13 protein-coding genes are annotated in these 17448 nt (G+C 67.4%); 7 read left to right on the top strand and 6 right to left on the bottom strand.

The window, feature by feature from the left end; all coding sequences use genetic code 11:
* Positions 1-23: 23 nt before the first annotated feature.
* On the bottom strand, positions 24-587 hold the full coding sequence (locus C5E41_RS18255) for a hypothetical protein (protein ID WP_104377069.1): 564 nt from the start codon (positions 585-587) through the stop codon (positions 24-26).
* Positions 588-1444: 857 nt separating this feature from the next.
* Here C5E41_RS18255 and uvrB point away from each other — a divergent pair.
* Complete coding sequence (gene uvrB / locus C5E41_RS18250) at positions 1445-3628, top strand: excinuclease ABC subunit UvrB (protein ID WP_104377010.1); 2184 nt, start codon at positions 1445-1447, stop codon at positions 3626-3628.
* A gap of 71 nt (positions 3629-3699) precedes the next feature.
* Here the strand turns inward: uvrB and C5E41_RS18245 are convergent, their stop codons facing one another.
* A complete protein-coding gene (locus C5E41_RS18245) occupies positions 3700-4170 on the bottom strand; it encodes a VOC family protein (protein ID WP_104377009.1) in 471 nt (156 codons plus the stop codon).
* A gap of 142 nt (positions 4171-4312) precedes the next feature.
* On the opposite strand from C5E41_RS18245, the gene C5E41_RS18240 reads away from it, so the two are divergent.
* The 3 genes from C5E41_RS18240 to C5E41_RS18230 all read left to right on the top strand — a co-directional run bounded on the left by C5E41_RS18240 (position 4313) and on the right by C5E41_RS18230 (position 6560).
* Complete coding sequence (locus C5E41_RS18240) at positions 4313-5152, top strand: AraC family transcriptional regulator (RefSeq protein WP_258081051.1); 840 nt, start codon at positions 4313-4315, stop codon at positions 5150-5152.
* 104 nt (positions 5153-5256) lie between these two features.
* Positions 5257-5673, top strand: coding sequence for a DoxX family protein (locus C5E41_RS18235; RefSeq protein ID WP_104377008.1), 417 nt, complete (start codon positions 5257-5259; stop codon positions 5671-5673).
* A gap of 434 nt (positions 5674-6107) precedes the next feature.
* Positions 6108-6560, top strand: a complete 453-nt coding sequence (locus C5E41_RS18230; protein WP_104377007.1) for a universal stress protein — start codon at positions 6108-6110, stop codon at positions 6558-6560.
* 27 nt (positions 6561-6587) lie between these two features.
* Here the strand turns inward: C5E41_RS18230 and C5E41_RS18225 are convergent, their stop codons facing one another.
* Together C5E41_RS18225 and C5E41_RS18220 are read right to left on the bottom strand one after the other, a co-directional pair.
* Positions 6588-8966, bottom strand: coding sequence for a HelD family protein (locus C5E41_RS18225; protein ID WP_439956379.1), 2379 nt, complete (start codon positions 8964-8966; stop codon positions 6588-6590).
* A 199-nt stretch (positions 8967-9165) separates the two neighbouring features.
* Positions 9166-10506 carry a diguanylate cyclase domain-containing protein gene (locus C5E41_RS18220; protein WP_308706037.1) on the bottom strand — a complete coding sequence of 447 codons (1341 nt, stop codon included), beginning with the start codon at positions 10504-10506 and terminating at the stop codon, positions 9166-9168.
* Positions 10507-10812: 306 nt separating this feature from the next.
* Here C5E41_RS18220 and C5E41_RS18215 point away from each other — a divergent pair, with 306 nt between their 5' ends.
* Both C5E41_RS18215 and uvrA read left to right on the top strand, forming a co-directional pair.
* Positions 10813-11955 carry a beta-ketoacyl synthase N-terminal-like domain-containing protein gene (locus C5E41_RS18215; RefSeq protein ID WP_104377005.1) on the top strand — a complete coding sequence of 381 codons (1143 nt, stop codon included), beginning with the start codon at positions 10813-10815 and terminating at the stop codon, positions 11953-11955.
* Positions 11956-12060: 105 nt separating this feature from the next.
* Positions 12061-15024, top strand: a complete 2964-nt coding sequence (uvrA, locus tag C5E41_RS18210; RefSeq protein ID WP_104377004.1) for an excinuclease ABC subunit UvrA — start codon at positions 12061-12063, stop codon at positions 15022-15024.
* 143 nt (positions 15025-15167) lie between these two features.
* Here uvrA and C5E41_RS18205 read toward each other — a convergent pair whose 3' ends face one another.
* On the bottom strand, positions 15168-15443 hold the full coding sequence (locus tag C5E41_RS18205) for a hypothetical protein (RefSeq protein ID WP_104377003.1): 276 nt from the start codon (positions 15441-15443) through the stop codon (positions 15168-15170).
* A gap of 315 nt (positions 15444-15758) precedes the next feature.
* On the opposite strand from C5E41_RS18205, the gene C5E41_RS18200 reads away from it, so the two are divergent.
* Complete coding sequence (locus C5E41_RS18200) at positions 15759-16727, top strand: NAD(P)H-dependent flavin oxidoreductase (protein WP_104377066.1); 969 nt, start codon at positions 15759-15761, stop codon at positions 16725-16727.
* Between the two features lie 342 nt (positions 16728-17069).
* On the opposite strand, the gene C5E41_RS18195 is transcribed toward C5E41_RS18200, so the two are convergent.
* Positions 17070-17444 carry a DUF1844 domain-containing protein gene (locus C5E41_RS18195; RefSeq protein WP_030518933.1) on the bottom strand — a complete coding sequence of 125 codons (375 nt, stop codon included), beginning with the start codon at positions 17442-17444 and terminating at the stop codon, positions 17070-17072.
* Between the last annotated feature and the right edge of the window lie 4 nt (positions 17445-17448).

Raw genomic sequence — 17448 nt, 5'->3', positions numbered from 1 at the left:
GGCGCGAGCGGGCGGTGATGCGGCTACAGCCAGTGCAGGGTGATGCCCTGGGTGGTGAGCCAGCGTTCGAAGTTGTGATCGTGCGAGGCGATACCGTCGACGACAGCGGTGGCCTGCTCGAACGCGTGCTGAGCCGTCTCGGCCGATACGTGACCGGCCGCGTGCGCGGCGAACAGTTCGTCGACTCCGTGCAGTTCGCAGACGTGGCCGTTGCGGGCGACGATGTCGATGTAGTGGTACTCGGCCCGCCAGCGCTTCGGCTCGATCCTGGCGAAGTTGCCGATATAGATGTGATAGATCGGGTCGCGATCGTGCGCCGCGTTGACGTGATGCATGGTGACGCGGATCGACTGCCTCGGCAGCAGCCAGGTCTCGGTGTAGCGGTAGGGCGGGGTATCGGCGGCCCGGACCAGATACAGTCCCCACGGCTCGGCGTGATAACTGTCGACCGAATGGACGAAACCGCGGGAATCGGTTCTGGTGAGATCGGCGATATCGAAATATTCGACGTGCGGTCTGTGTGCCGTACCCGATGGTGGCACCGGAATCGGTGCTTTTCGGCCCGGAATGTTGCGATTCGACGGCATTGGGCTGACTCCATTGGGCGCGGCAGTGCGCAGAGTCCGGGTGACACGTTCAGCGAGGAAACCGGCCATAACACTTGCCCTTCTCGACTTCCGACCGGATCAGCGTACACCCGGGCAACCTCCTCCGGCGGGGTGAAAACGACACGGAATTCGGCTGATTCGGCCGTGCCGTGATCATCGAGGCAGCTTGTGCTACCGGACATTTCGGGCATCTGGTCGGTTGGTCCAATGCCGCGCGCGCGGTTGCCGGAGCAATGCTCCCGCTGCCCCGGCAAACCTCCGGCCAGGTCTGCCGCAATGGTCGCCCGGCGGCGCCGGTGGGCGGCGTGCGGCCGCACGTTGGGTGAATTGTCGAATTATCGTGCGGGATAGTGTTTTCGGCCCGCAGTGGCCGAAATGTGGTGGCGTATTTCGAATTGTTCGAAATGTCCGAACAGGTCGACGGGGGAATTGCGCTGCCGGTAGCGGGGACCGGGGCGAAATGATTGGCATACGGCATGTTCCGAGGGAGGGAACGACCTCCGCACGCCCGCCGGGTTTGTCGACGTCCGATCCGGAGGTTCCGGCTCACGGTGAACGATGCCGAGCGGTGCGGGTTCGGGGTCGCATGGCGGGCCGTCTTATCGAGAGGCCGGGGTGTCGCGGGTTTTGCCGTGCGGTTGCCCCGGGCGGGCCGGCGCGCACGCCGGGTGGTCGCGCCGGGTGGTCGCGCCGGCCGGGGCGGTGTCAGGGCCGTGCGCCGGTGGGCCTGCTGCCGCCGATACACAGTCGTGGCCGAAAAATGATCACCGGGCGGGTGGCTGTGCCCGCGGTCACGGCGCCGGAACTTGTCGGTGCCGCGGCTTACCCTGGTGACCATGGCTTTCGCAACGGAGATCCCCGCGGATTCGGACGCACCCGGTGGGCAGCCGCTGGCGCATTCGGAATTCCGGCCGATCGGGGCGATCGAACGCTCCGACGGGCGGTTCGAGGTCGTCAGCGAGCATCGGCCCGCCGGTGACCAGCCCGCCGCGATCGCCGAGCTGGAGCGGCGGTTGCGTGGCGGCGAGAAGGACGTGGTGCTGCTCGGCGCCACCGGCACCGGCAAGTCGGCCACCGCGGCCTGGCTGATCGAGCGGGTGCAACGCCCGACCCTGGTCATGGCGCCGAACAAGACCCTGGCGGCCCAGCTGGCCAACGAACTGCGCGAGATGCTGCCGCACAACGCGGTGGAGTACTTCGTCTCCTACTACGACTACTACCAACCCGAGGCCTACATCGCGCAGACCGATACCTATATCGAGAAGGACTCCTCGATCAACGACGACGTGGAGCGGTTGCGCCATTCGGCGACCTCGAGCCTGCTCTCGCGGCGCGATGTCGTGGTGGTCGCCTCGGTCTCGTGTATCTACGGTCTGGGCACGCCGCAGTCCTATCTGGACCGCTCGGTGCAGCTCGAGGTCGGCACCGAGGTCGAACGCGATCGGCTGCTGCGCCTGCTGGTCGATGTCCAGTACACGCGCAACGACATGGCCTTCACCCGCGGTTCGTTCCGGGTGCGCGGCGACACCGTCGAGATCATTCCCTCCTACGAGGAGCTCGCGGTCCGGATCGAATTCTTCGGCGACGAGATCGAGGCGCTGTACTACCTGCATCCGCTCACCGGCGATGTGGTGCGTCAGGTCGACACCCTGCGCATCTTCCCGGCCACCCACTACGTGGCCGGGCCGGAGCGGATGGAGCGCGCGGTTGCCGATATCGAGACCGAACTCGAACAGCGGCTGGCGGATCTGGAGCGGCAGGGCAAACTGCTCGAGGCACAGCGACTGCGCATGCGCACCCAATACGACCTGGAGATGATCCGGCAGGTCGGGTTCTGCTCCGGTATCGAGAACTATTCGCGGCATATCGACGGCCGTCCGGCGGGGTCTGCGCCGGCGACGCTGCTGGACTACTTCCCCGAGGACTTCCTGCTGATCATCGACGAGTCGCACGTGACCGTCCCCCAGATCGGCGGCATGTACGAAGGCGATATGTCGCGCAAGCGCAACCTCGTCGAGTACGGCTTCCGGCTGCCCTCGGCGGTCGACAACCGCCCGCTCACCTGGGAGGAGTTCGCCGACCGGATCGGCCAGACCGTCTACATGTCGGCGACGCCCGGCTCGTACGAGCTGGGCAGCACCGGCGGTGAATTCGTCGAGCAGGTGATCCGTCCGACCGGTCTGGTCGACCCGCAGGTGGTGGTCAAACCGACCAAGGGCCAGATCGACGATCTGGTGCACGAGATCCGCACCCGCACCGAGCGCGACGAACGCGTACTGGTCACCACCTTGACCAAGAAGATGGCCGAGGACCTCACCGACTATCTGCTGGGCATGGGTGTGCGGGTGCGCTACCTGCATTCGGAGATCGACACGCTGCGTCGCGTCGAACTGCTGCGGCAGCTGCGGCTGGGTGAGTACGACGTGCTGGTCGGCATCAACCTGCTGCGTGAGGGCCTCGACCTGCCGGAGGTGTCGCTGGTCGCGATCCTGGACGCCGACAAGGAAGGCTTCCTGCGCAGCGCCACCAGCCTCATCCAGACGATCGGGCGCGCCGCGCGCAATGTCTCCGGCGAAGTGCACATGTACGCCGACAAGGTGACCGATTCGATGCGCCAGGCCATCGACGAGACCGAACGCCGGCGGGCCAAGCAGATCGCCTACAACGAAGCCAACGGCATCGATCCGAAACCGCTGCGCAAGAAGATCGCAGACATCCTCGATCAGGTCTATCGCGAGGCCGACGAGACCGAGGTCGAGGTCGGCGGGTCCGGACGCAATGCCAGCCGCGGACGCCGTGCCCAGGGCGAACCCGGCCGCGCGGTGAGCGCCGGTGTGTACGAGGGCCGCGATATCGCGAATATGCCGCGCGCGGAACTGGCGGATCTGGTGTCCCAGCTGACCGATCAGATGATGAACGCCGCCCGCGAATTGCAGTTCGAACTGGCCGGGCGATTGCGCGACGAGATCGCCGACCTGAAGAAGGAGCTGCGGGGTATGGACGCTGCCGGGCTGAAATGAGTTCCCGCACAGCATCTTTCCCGTGCACGCGGCGGTGCCCCGGCTGGACCGGGGCACCCGCGCGGCCCGCTTCAGCTCTGCGTGGCCATCCACTCGTTGACCCGGCGCTCGCCCTCCTCGCGCGAGACGTCCTCGACCCGGGTCATGACCACCCAGCGGTGTCCGAACGGATCCATCACCAGCCCGTAGCGGTCGCCGGTGACGAATGTCTGCGGCTCCTCGACCCGGGCGGCGCCGTGTTCGGTAGCGCGGGCGACGACCGCGTCGACATCGGGGCAGTAGTGCACGATGCTGGTGTGCACCCAGCCCGATTCGGGTGCGCGCACCCCGTGGTCGGGGATGGGCATACCCATCTGGATGGTGGAATCGCCGATCGCCAGTTCGGCGTGCGCCGGTTGGCCGTCGGGAAGATCGTTGCGGCTGAGCACCTTCGCGCCGAAGACCGCGGAGTAGAACTCGATGGCCTTGTTGCCGTCGGGTACGGCCAGGAAACAGTTGATGGAGTGATAACCCTCGGGAATGGGATTGACGTCGTTGCTCATAGGGGCAACTCTCGGCCATCGCGGGGAGAAGATCTTGTAAGAACGCGACAGTCTCGTCCGCGCCGGGAGACGGGCCGTGCCGACCGGTGACGCGCGCGCGAAAGGCGCTGCGCTGCATCCGGTTCCGGTACCTCCACCGGAAGTGACCAAGGGCATTTTGCATCCCCGCGAGCAGGCGCGTCACCGCCGGCTGATCCGTTTGCCGGCCGGTCCGCGGACCGCCGAATTCGTCGAATGGTATTGGTCGGTCTCCTGGGATCTGCGTGGCCGGCCGGCCTATCAGGCGCAGGTGCTGCCGTTCCCCTCGGTCAACGTCAGCTTCGAGCGGTCCGCCACCCGGACCGGCGGGTTCATCACCGGTGTGACCACCGGCAAGTTCGTCCGCGAACTGGTGGGGGAGGGCGAGACCTTCGCCGCGAAGTTCCGTCCCGGCGGCTTCGGCGCCTTCGCCGGGATCGATGTGGGCGCCCTGCGCGATACGGCGATCGAACTGACCGAGGTGCTGCCGGAGGCCGCGGGCCTGACCGAACGCGTGCTGGCGGCCGACAGCGCCGACGAACGCCGCGACATCGTCGACGCCTACTTCGCCCGCGCCGCGCGCCGCCGCGCGCCCGACGACAACTACCTCTTGGTGCTGCGGATCATCGCCGCGATGGAAGCCGATCCGGACCTGACTCGGGTCGACCAGGTCACCGCCCGTTTCGACATCCCGATCCGCACCCTGCAACGCCTGTTCCGCCGCTATGTCGGAGCGGGGCCGAAGTGGGTGCTGCGCCGTTACCGGCTTCAAGACGGTGCGCAACTGCTGGCACAGGGCCGCATCGACGATTTGGCGACGCTGGCCCTGGAACTCGGCTATTTCGATCAAGCCCATTTCAGTCGCGAATTCGCGAGCGAGATCGGAATGGCGCCGCTGGAATACGCGCGCGCGTCGCTACTCTCACACCACGCCTCACCGCGGGACTCGGCGCCGGATCGCTGATTCGTTTCGGCCGAACCGGTTCCGGGAATAGCTGAACACATAAGTAGTTGAATGCTGTACTACTAGCCTGGCGGCGGTGCTGCCGGCCGACAGAGGAGTGGGCGATGAGTGTTCTGGTGCTGATCGGGCGCATTCTGTTCGTCATATTGTTCGCGAGTTCGGCGATCGGGCACCTGACCCAGGCCGATGCGATGACCGGCTACGCCCGTAGCAAGGGTGTTCCGATGGCGAAGGAGGCCGTGCTGGGTTCGGGGGTGGTGCTGCTGCTCGGGGCCGCGAGCGTGCTGCTCGGGGTGTGGGCCGATCTGGGGTCGCTGCTGCTGTTCGTATTCCTGGTCCCGACCGCATTCCTCATGCATCCCTTCTGGAAGGAATCCGACGCTCAGGCCAAACAGGGCGAGATGATTCATTTCAACAAGGACCTGGCATTGGGCGGCGCGGCACTCATGCTGTTCGCCTTCTTCGCTCATGTCGACGATCTCGGTGCCACAATCACAGGACCGCTATTCCACCTCGGATGATCGCGAAACGGCCACATTCGGTATTCCGTTTATTACCACGCATATCCGGTAAGCGCCGGAATCGGTTCCCGTCGCGAATTGTGACTTCTCACCATCGCGCCCGGGTGTCGTCCGTGTATCCGCGCAATACCGGTCGGCGCAATTGGTGAATACCGCTTCTGTGACGAAAATCCCAGGGACACAAGCGGGTTCGCAACTGCGACGACGATCGCAGCGAGACGCGCCTGTGGCCGGATCCGCGCTGGTGAGGCGGGTCGTACGGCCATCGGGCCGGCTAATGTGGCCCGGGGTTCGCAGGGCGCACCGATGTGATGTATTGCGATTGTCGATGATTCCGGCACGACAACGGTTATGGTCTAGCGCAGTTGCCACGCGCGGGTTTCTGCTCCGGAATTGCGCGCAGGCATCCGCCCACTTGGACGTTTGGAGGAAAGATGACCGCCTACCGGTCCATTGTCGTCGGTACCGATGGCTCGGATTCGTCGTATGTCGCTGTCGAGAAGGCTGCCGCGCTGGCCGGCGACGCGGGCGCCACCCTGTACGTCGCATGCGCGTATTACCCGACCGACGACCGTGATGTGGCCGCTGCGGCCGATGTCCTCAAGGACGAGGCCTACCAGGTGCGCGGCTCGGCCCCCACCAACGAGATCCTGCGGGTCGCGCGGGACAAGGCCGTCGCCGCCGGTGCGACCGACATCGTGGAGCGGGCCGTCGTGGGCGAACCCGTCGAATCGCTGCTGAATCTGGTCAAGGAGGTGGACGCCGATCTGCTGGTCGTCGGTAACCGCGGCCTCAACACCCTGACCGGGCGGCTGCTCGGCTCGGTGCCCTCCGACGTCGCGCGCAAGTCGCGCAGCGACGTCCTGATCGTGCACACCGTCCGCTGACGTGCGCCCGACCTGCTGCCCGCGGCCTCAGCGCAGTGCGCCGAGGACCTCGGGCAGCGTGCCGGTGTGAACCACCGATAATCGCTGTGTGGCACGGGTGAGTGCCACGTAGAGATCGTTGAGTCCGCGCGGCGACTCGTCCAGGATGGCCTGCGGTTCCACCAACACGACCGCGTCGAACTCCAGGCCCTTCACCTCCGCCACCGTCAGCACCTGCACGGAATCGCCCGCCAGCGAGGCGAATTCGCTCACCGTCGCATGCGGGGCGAGCACGGCGGTGATTCCGGGCTTGCCGGCCTCGGCGGCGACGAGTTCGGTGACCGCGGCCAGCGAGCCGCCGGCCGCGACCTGCATGGCCCGCGGTGGAGAGCCGGATTCTCGGACGGAGCGGGGAATGGTCGCCTCCGGGTCGATCGCCGCCAGCACATCGGCGGCCACCGCCATGATCTCGGCGGGCGTGCGATAGTTGACCGTCAGCTCGGTGAGCTTCCAGCGCTGCGCGACATAGGGTTCCAGCATGCGCTGCCAGGACGAAGCGCCCGCCGGATCTCCGGTCTGCGCGACATCGCCGACCACCGTCACCCAGCGATTCGGAATGCGCCGCATCACCATTCGCCACGCCATCTCCGACAGTTCCTGCGCCTCGTCGATGATCACGTGCCCGTAGGTCCAGCTGCGATCGCCGGCAGCCCGTTCGGCGGTCGTCTGACGGTTGCGCACATGCTGGCGTTCGGCGAGCTGTCCGGCGTCGATCAGGTCGTAGGCCATGAGGATTTCGGGATCCAGATCGTCCTCGAGATCCTGCGGCGCCGAACCGGTCAGGATGTCGAGCGCCTCCTGCGCCTCGGCCAGCTGCGCGCGCCACCGCCGCCGCGAGCGTTCCCGCTCCTCCGCGTCGTCGATGCCCAGCAATTCGGCCAGCTCGTCGAGCAGCGGCGCGTCCGCGGCCGCGAACGCGGGCCCGCGCTCCGGGGCGAGCGCGCGGAACAGCTCCTTGCGGTCCTCGGCGCTGAGCCGGTCCGCGGCATGCGCCAGCCGCTCCGGCTCGGCCCACAGGTCGGCGAGCACCTGCTGCGGGGTCAGGATCGGCCACAACTGCGCGATCGCGCGCTGAATGCCGGCGTCGGCACGCATCTCGTCGCGAATCTCGGTGAGGTCGGCCTGGCTCAGCAGAGTGCGCCCGGAACTCGAGGGCCGCCGGCCCGCGGCGGCATCCGCCTCGTCGACGGTGTCGGCGAACTGGTCCTTGCCGATGATCTGTGCCAGCTGGTCGGTCAGCGCGTCGACCACCGAGGCGGCGAAGATCGGGCGGGCGAGGTTGTGCGGGCGGCGCGAGGAGCGCGCCCGGCCGCGGGCACGGGTGGCGATCTTGCGATCCAGCGTCAGCTCGTACCCGTCGAAGTCGAGGCGGACCGGGTCGCGCGGCACCTCCTGCCGGTCGCGCACCGCCTTCTTCAGCACATCGATCATGTCCAGCGAACCCTTGAGTTCGCCCGCGCGCAGCGAATCCTCCAGTGTCGCTTCGACTCCCGGATACAGATTGCCGATCGTGGACAGCAGGACGCCGGTCTCGCCCAGCGACGGCAGCACCTGGCCGATGTAGTCGAGGAAGGTGGAGTTGGGGCCGACGATCAGCACGCCGGCCTTGTCGAGCTGCTGGCGGTAGGTGTAGAGCAGATACGCCGCACGATGCAGCGCGACCGCGGTCTTCCCGGTACCCGGACCGCCCTGGACCACCAGCACGCTGCGGTGTTCGGAGCGGATGATGGCGTCCTGCTCGCTCTGGATGGTCTCGACGATATCGGTCATGTGGCCGGTGCGCGCCGCGTTCAACGCGGTGAGCAGGGCGCTCTCACTGCCGACGCCGCCGTCGTCGGTGCCGATCGCGCCGGCCCGCCGTGCCATCTCCAGATCGAGGTATTCGTCGCTGATACCGGTTACCTGGCGATTGCGTGAGCGGATGTGCCGCCGACGGGTCACGCCGTCGGGGGCGGCGGTGGTGGCGAGGTAGAACGGGCGTGCCAGCGGGGCCCGCCAGTCCAGGAGCAGGGTGTTGTAGTCGTCGTCCTCGTCGAGGATGCCGAGACGGCCGATGTAGCGGTACTCGCCCTCGGCGCCCTCTTCGCCGGTGTTCTCCGCGGCCAGATCGATCCGCCCGAAGCACAGCCCGTTCTCGGCGGCGTCGTATTTGGCGAGGTCTTCGGAGTAGAGCTGGGTGAACGACTCGCGTTCGCTGCGGGCCTGCGGGGTGCCGCCCGTCTCGAGCAGCACCGTCTTCAATCGGCGCTGCGCGTACTCCCGCATACCGTCGAGCCGCTGATACAGCAGGGTGAGATAGCTCTGCTCCCGCTCCAGTTCGGCGGCGCGATCGGTGGCGGGGCGATCCTCAGTGAGGCGGTCGGGCAAAACGGAACTCCTTGTCACCACAGGGGCCGAGCGGGCCGCACGCGAAGAGAACGGAATCGTCGAGTCTAGTTCGGGTTCGCCGGACTCGCCGTAGCCGCAGGTGGTCAGAGGGCGCGCCTGCTCGAATGCCATCTCGAATTCGGCCGTGCGACCGGGCCGGACGGGTAGCAGCGCGTGTTCGAGGATCATCGCGGATCTTTCAGGAGGCGTGAGTGTTGTTCGGCCGCCGTCCCAGGGCGTTGCTCTCGGAGGTCGCCGGTTTGGCACGGTACATCGCCAGATCCGCGTCGTGCAGCACCGCCTCGGGAGTGCGCGGATCACCCGGGCGCAGCGCGGTGACGCCGATCGATGCCTCGATGTGGATGCGGTGGCCGCGGGCGATGATCGGCTCGGCCATGGTCTGGCGCAGCCGGGTGATCAGGCCGTCCAGGTCGTCCGGCTGGGTGCGGCCGGACAGCAGTACCAGGAATTCGTCGCCGCCGATGCGGCCCACCACATCGTCGGTGCGCAGGCCGCGCTGTAGTCGCTGGGCCACGATCTGCAGCACGGTATCGCCGATCGCGTGGCCCAGGGTGTCGTTGATCGCCTTGAAACCGTCGAGGTCGACGAACAACACGTTCGACACCGGCGACTGTTCGTCGATGCCCAGCGCGGTCGCCAGCCGCGAGAGCACCAGCGATCGGTTGGCCAGCCCGGTGAGCGGATCATGGGTCGCCTGATACTCCAATTGCCTTCGGCTGGCGCGGAATTCGGTGACGTCGTTGAACGAGGAGACGGCCGGCGAGTCGGCCGCGCCGGGGTTGAGCAACCGGCTCGAACCCGACAGCCAGCGCCGCTGCCCGTCCGGGCGGTCTACGCCGAACACGTAGCGGGAGATGGTTTCCCCGGTCGCCAGGGTCCGAGCCACCGGGTGATGGCTCGGGGCCAGCGGCTGGGCGTTCGCGTCGAGCAGCGCCAATGGCAGCGAATCGATGCGGCGGCCGACCAGATCGTCGTCTTCGTGGCCGAAGATACGCAGCGCCGCCGGGTTGATCGATTCGATCCGGCCCCCGCGGTCGATGACGACCACACCCTCCTCGAGTTGTGACACCACGGCCGTGAAATGGTGTTCGGCCCGGCGCTGTGCGGCCTCGGCGCGGCGCTGAGCGGTGAGGTCGTGGATCACCACCTGATAGGCGAGCCGGTTCTGCCAGACGGTGAGCACCGAGACCGTCTCGACGTCGACCGCCTGGCCGTCGCTGCGAATCAGGGTCATTTCCGCTGTCTCGGACGCGTCGCCGGTCTCGTGCAGCCGATCGATGCGCTCGAGCATCGCCGGCACATCGCGATGCGCCACGAACTGGGTGAGCGGATGTCCGACCACCTCGTCCACTCCGGGGGCGGCCAGCAGCCGTACGATCGCCGGATTGGCATACACGACGATGCCGTCCTCGTGCACGACCACGCCGTCGGGACTGTGCTCGACCAGGGTGCGGTACCGCTGGGCGAGCTGTTCGGCGTCCATCACGGCCTCGGGCCGGTTCTCACCTGCCTCAACCACATGTAACCCCCTGATCATGGTCTGTTCAGGTCAATTGGCGCACGGGACCATTCTGATGGTGACGTACCGCGGATCACAGCGCGGACCGTATTGGTTCGGTCACAGTTCAGGTTCTTGTCGGGCCTGTGAGTGATCATGACAGGTGCCCGTTCCCACGGTATCGGCGGAGGGTACGCTGTCGGGCTCGGGTTCGGTCCGGTCGGGGGACCGGACCGGGTGTTACGCCGGAGGCAGCTGCCCAGGCCGGGTGTAGGAGCGCGAATGCCGAACACAACCCCGATGTCAACTCGAGAATATCAAGATCGTATGCCGATCGCAGGTATCGGCGTCGTCAGCGGTTACGGCTGGGGCAGGGAAACGCTGTGGCGCGGCCTGTGCGCCGGTAAGGCGGCGGCCGGGCTCTATCCCGGCTACGGTGCCGACCGCGATCAATACGCGTGGATCGCCCTGGTACCCGACGGCGGCGACGAGTCGCTGAGCCCGAGCCGCTACGCCCGAGCGGTTCAGGAGGCCGCGCGCGAGGCGATAGCCGATGCGACGGAACGAGGCTGGCGTCCGGGCCGCACGGTCGGGGTGATCCACGCGATCGTGCTCGGCGACGTCCGGGACTGGGAGGACTTCTACCTGGCCGACGGCGGCCGCCGCCGCTCCCGCGACTATCTGCGGCTGCTGCCGTCGACTCCGATCTCGCTGCTGATGCAGGAATTCGGCTTTCACGGCCCCTCGATGAACGTCTCGGCGGCCTGCAGTTCGGCCAACGTCGCGCTGATCACGGCGCAGATGTGGCTGGATCAGGGTTTCGCCGACGACGTGGTCTGCGTGACCACCGACTTGTCGGCGACCCCCGATATGGTCCACCACTTCGTGCAGATGGGTGCGGCCGTGATCGACGCCGATCCGCTGGAGTCGTGCCGGCCGTTCCAGGAGGGCAGTCGTGGATTCAGCTTCGGCGAGGCGTCGGTGGCGTTCGTGGTCTCCCGGCAGGTGGAGCGGCCGTACTGCGCGATCCTGGGCGGGGCGATGACCAATGACGCTTATCACGTCGTGTCCGTCGACCCCGGTCTGGAGCGGATACTGGACTGTACGCACCAGGCCCTGGACCGGGCCGGGGTGCGCCCCGGCGACGTGAGCTACTACAACGCCCACGGACCCGGTACCCGGCAGTGCGATGTGGCCGAACGGGCCGTGCTGGCGCGGATCTTCGACGACCGTCCGCGGGTCTATTCGATCAAACCGCTGACCGGACATTGCATGGGTGCGGCGGCCGGCGTCGAGATCGCGGCGGCGGCGCTGGGCTACGAACGCGGCGTCGTGGTGGCGCCGCCGATCGTGGCCGAGGCGCATCCTCGCCTGCTGGACGGACCCACCCCGTTCGAGGGCGGATTCACGGTGAAGACCTCGCTCGGAATGGGCGGGCACAACTCCGTGGTGGTGCTCGGACCGGCGTGAGAGCCGGGACCGCTCGCGGTCGTGACCGAACTTGTCGGTGGGTGTGCTTAGCATGGCGTCTGGGGAGATTCTGGACGCCGAAATTCGATCGAGAAGGGACAGCCGGTGGCGGATCTGTTGACCGTGCGCGGAGCTCGGGAGCACAACCTGAAGGGAGTGGACCTCGATCTGCCACGCGACAGCCTCATCGTGTTCACCGGACTGTCCGGGTCCGGTAAATCCAGCCTCGCCTTCGACACCATCTTCGCCGAGGGCCAGCGCCGCTACGTCGAATCGCTGTCGGCGTACGCCCGCCAGTTCCTGGGGCAGATGGACAAGCCCGATGTGGATTTCATCGAGGGACTCTCTCCGGCGGTGTCGATCGACCAGAAGTCGACCAACCGCAATCCGCGCTCGACCGTCGGCACCATCACCGAGGTCTACGACTATCTGCGCCTGCTCTACGCCCGCGCCGGAACCCCGCACTGCCCGGTCTGCGGTGAACTGATCGCCAAGCAGACCCCGCAGCAGATCGTGGATCAGGTGCTGGAGATGGAGCCCGGCACCCGCTTCCAGGTGCTGGCCCCGGTGGTGCGGACCCGCAAGGGCGAATTCGTGGACCTGTTCGACCAGCTCAACACCCAGGGCTACTCCCGGGTGCGGGTCGACGGTGTGGTGTATCCGCTCACCGAGCCGCCGAAGCTGAAGAAGCAGGAGAAGCACGACATCGAGGTCGTGATCGACCGGCTGGCCGTCAAGCCGACTTCCAAACAGCGACTGACGGACTCGATCGAGACGGCGCTGCGGCTGGCCGACGGCATCGTGGTCCTGGACTTCGTCGACCGCGACGAACACGCACACGACCGCGAGCGGCGGTTCTCGGAGAAACTGGCCTGCCCCAACGGTCATCCGCTGGATATCGAGGACCTGGAACCGCGTTCGTTCTCCTTCAACTCGCCCTACGGCGCCTGCCCGGACTGCACCGGTCTCGGCATTCGCAAAGAGGTCGATCCGGATCTTGTGGTGCCCGATCCCGAACTGAGCCTCAACGACGGCGCGATCGCTCCGTGGTCGCGCGGACAGACCGCCGAGTACTTCAACCGGCTGCTGTCCGGGCTGTCCGAGGCGATCGGCTTCTCGATGGACGCGCCGTGGAATTCCTTGCCGCTCAAGGCCCGTAAGGCGGTGCTCGAGGGCAGCTCCGATCAGGTGCACGTGTCCTACACCAACCGCTACGGCCGCAAGCGGTCCTACTACGCCGATTTCGAGGGCGTGATGCCGTTCCTGCAGCGGCGGCTGGAGAGCACCGAGTCCGAGCAGATGAAGGAGCACTACGACGGGTACATGCGCGATGTGCCGTGCCCGGTCTGTAGCGGTGCGCGGCTGCGCCCGGAGATCCTGGCCGTCACTCTGAACGCCGAAGGCGGGCACCGTTCCATCGCCGAGGTGTGTGATCTCTCGATCCGCGACTGCTCGCGCTTCCTGAACTCGCTCGAGCTGGGGGAACGGGAGGCTGCGATCGCCGGTCAGGTGCTCAAGGAGATTCAGGCCCGGCTGGGCTTCCTGCTCGACGTGGGCCTGGAGTATCTGACGCTGTCGCGGGCGGCGGCGACGCTGTCCGGCGGTGAAGCGCAGCGAATCCGGCTGGCCACCCAGATCGGTTCGGGACTGGTCGGTGTGCTCTACGTGCTCGACGAGCCGTCGATCGGCCTGCATCAGCGCGACAATCGGCGCCTGATCGAAACCCTCACGCGGCTGCGCAATCTCGGCAACACGCTGATCGTGGTCGAACACGACGAGGACACCATCCACTCCTCGGATTGGGTGGTCGACATCGGCCCGCTGGCCGGTGAGCACGGCGGCCAGGTCGTCTACAGCGGCCCGTACCCGGGTCTGCTCGAGGATCCGAATTCGCTGACCGGCGCCTATCTTTCGGGCCGCGAAGTGATCGAGGTGCCGCTGGTACGCCGGCCGGTGTCGAAGAAGAAGCAGCTCACCGTGGTCGGCGCGAGCGAGCACAATCTGCGCGGCATCGATGTGGCCTTCCCGCTCGGCGTGCTGACCTCTGTCACGGGCGTCTCCGGTTCCGGGAAGTCGACGCTGGTCAACGACATTCTGGCGACCGTGCTGGCGAACAAGCTCAACGGTGCGCGGCAGGTGCCCGGCCGGCACACCCGGATCAACGGACTCGACCACCTCGACAAGCTGGTGCAGGTCGACCAGTCCCCGATCGGGCGCACCCCGCGCTCGAACCCGGCCACCTACACCGGCGTCTTCGACAAGATCCGCACCCTGTTCGCGGCCACCACCGAGGCCAAGGTGCGCGGCTATCAGCCGGGCCGGTTCTCCTTCAATGTCAAGGGCGGTCGGTGCGAGGCGTGTTCCGGTGACGGCACGTTGAAGATCGAGATGAACTTCCTGCCGGATGTGTACGTGCCCTGCGAGGTCTGTCACGGCGCCCGGTACAACCGGGAAACCCTCGAGGTGCACTACAAGGGCAAGACCATCGCCGAGGTGCTCGACATGTCGATCGAGGAGGCGGCCGAATTCTTCGAGCCGGTCACCTCCATCCACCGGTACCTCAAGACCCTGGTCGATGTGGGCTTGGGGTATGTGCGGCTGGGGCAGAGCGCCCCGACGTTGTCCGGTGGTGAGGCGCAGCGTGTGAAGCTGGCCGCCGAACTGCAGAAGCGCTCGACCGGGCGCACGGTCTACATCCTCGACGAGCCGACCACCGGCCTGCACTTCGAGGACATTCGCAAACTCCTGGCGGTGATCAACGGATTGGTCGACAAGGGCAATACGGTGATCGTCATCGAACACAACCTGGACGTCATCAAGACCTCCGATTGGGTGATCGATATGGGTCCCGAGGGCGGCTCCGGCGGGGGCACCGTGATCGCACAGGGCACCCCGGAAGACGTTGCGGCCGTTGCCGACAGCTATACCGGCCAGTTCCTGCGTGAGGTTCTCGACAAGCCGGCCGCACCGGCGAAGACGACCAAGGCGAAGAAGACGACAGCCACCAAGACGACGACCAAGGCGGCGGCTGCGAAGCCGGCCGGGCGTCGGAAGGCTGCCGTCGGCTGAGCATCGCGCGACGGACCTGCCGGTTCTCCAGCGGGTCCGTCGCGCCTCGATCGACGCTCCGCATGGGTGACAGTTGTGCCGCAGCCCTGTGCGCGCGATCAGATGGGGCGAATGCTTTTGTCTCTCAACGACTTCGATCGGTATCAGCGGCGCCGGTAGTTCCCGGCTCGTTCAGCCGGCATCCCAACTGTCGGTTCCGCGGCGGCGGCCGAGCTGCCGGCGCCGGAAGAAGACTCTTCCGCCGAGACCGAACTGGCAGCCACCGCGCCGGCCACCGTGGTCAGGGCGGGTGGACGCAGGGTGTCGAAGAAGACGGCCAGATCGCGCACCGCCCGAGCGTGGATCGCGGTCGTCACCAGATTGCACAGCACGGCGTGCGTCCCTACGCCCAGCACGAATTCCCCCGTCGGCGACGACATCGGAATCGCAGCGAGCGAAGATCGACAACGCGGCCAGCCGCGACTCCGGCGACCCGTGCAGATCGGCCCGCCGAGTTCGCGGTCCAGATCTCTTCTGGCGGTCATGCTGCACCCCGGTATCGTCACGTCTTCCGCTGGAACCTACCCATGAAGACATCCGGCGAATCATAGAAGCCGGCTATCGCGCGGCGCGGGCGAAAGTGCCCGCATTGGGGTAAGTCACCGCGAAAAGCGGCGAGTGCTCGAGCGCGACAACGACCGACAAGTCCGCACGCCGCCGTCGTGTCCGCTGCGCACACCTGCGACGATCGGGGCATGGCGATCCCGACCGCATTCACCGAAATCTTCTCCGTCCGCCACCCCATCGTGTCCGCGCCCATGGGGGGCGAAGCGGGCGGGGCGCTGGCCGCCGCGGTCTCCGTGGGCGGCGGTCTCGGGCTCGTCGGTGGTGGCCGCGGCGACCGGGAATGGGTCGAGCGCGAACTGCGACTGGCGCGCGAGAACACCACCGCGCCATGGGGAGTCGGCTTCCTGAGCTGGGCGATCGACCGAGCCGTGCTCGACCACGCGCTGTCGTTCGACCCGGCTGCCGTGGTGCTGTCGTTCGGCGATCCGATGCCGCTCGCGGCCACTGTCCGGGATGCGGGTGCGGTGTTGATCGTCCAGGTCACCGATGCCGACGAGGCGCGGCGGGCGCTGGACGCCGGCGCGGACGTGCTGGTTGCGCAGGGCAGCGACGCCGGTGGCCACTGTGCCGCCCAGGGCATCGGGACGCTGTCGTTCGTGCCGACGGTCGTCGATCTGGCTGGTGCGGTGCCGGTGCTCGCGGCCGGTGGCATCGCCGACGGTCGTGCGATCGCGGCCGCTCTGGCGCTCGGTGCGGCCGGAGCGATGGTGGGCACCCGCTTTCAGGCGACCCACGAGGCTCTGGTGCCCGCCGAGGTGAGCAAGGCCCTGGTGGATGCCGCCGGCGCCGATACCGAGGTGAACTGGACACTCGACATCGCTCGCGGCGCACCGTGGCCGGAGAAATATCCGGCCCGTACCCTGCGCAACACCTTCATCGACCACTGGCGCGGCCGCGACGAAGAGCTCCGGACCGACGAGGCCGCTTTGCGGGATTACCGTCACGCCGCCGCCCGCAACGACCTCACCGCCATCCCGGTGTGGGCGGGCCAGGCAGTCGACCGGATCACCTCGATCGCTTCGGCCACCGAACTGGTGGGTGTGCTCGCCGCCGAAACCGAAGCGGCTGTGCGTCGAATCACGGTGCGCGCGGACTGATTTCGACAAGGCCGCCGCCGTACTGGTCGGCATCTGCCACGACGCGGTGCTGTCGTCGTTGCTGTCGGGAACGCCACGTCCGTTCGCGCCCCCCGGTCGATGCCGTCGTCGCCACCCTGCTGTCGGGATCGCCGTGCGGTGATCGGCGCGGCGCACGCACGTGCCGGCATCAGCCGGTGGGTGCGTGCGCCCACCACGCCCGGCGCTGCCCGTTGTCCCCCGCGCCCGGTGTGCCGCAATACGATTTTCGGCGGCGGCGTCGCGGGCCGACGCCAGGGAAGTGCGGTCGCGCTCGGCGTCTGCGGGACACCCGCGGAGGCGGCTCGCAGGGAGAACCCCAGCTCAGTAAACCGGCCCGGTGTACTTCTCGCCCGGTCCCGCGCCCGGCGCATCCGGATGCGCCGACGACTCCCGGAACGCGCGCTGCAGCGACTGCAGACCCTCACGGATGGGTCCGGCGTGCGGGCCCAGATACTCGACCGAAGCCGTCACCAGACCGGCGAGGGCTGTGATCACGCGCCGGGCCTCGTCCAGGTCGCGCCGCGGACTGGAATCGGGGTCCTCGTCGGCGAGGCCGAGCTTCTCGGCGGCTGAGCTCATCAGCATCACCGCGGCCCGGCTGATCACCTCGACGGCGGGGATATCGGCCAGCTCCCGCACCGTTTCCGGATCCGCGGACTCACTCAGGGCCGACGGGTCGCCGGCATGCTCGCTCATATCC

Origin of the sequence: Nocardia nova (assembly GCF_002933465.1) — a bacterium.
GTDB lineage: Bacteria > Actinomycetota > Actinomycetes > Mycobacteriales > Mycobacteriaceae > Nocardia > Nocardia nova_B.
This window is presented reverse-complemented; position numbering and strand designations above follow the sequence as displayed.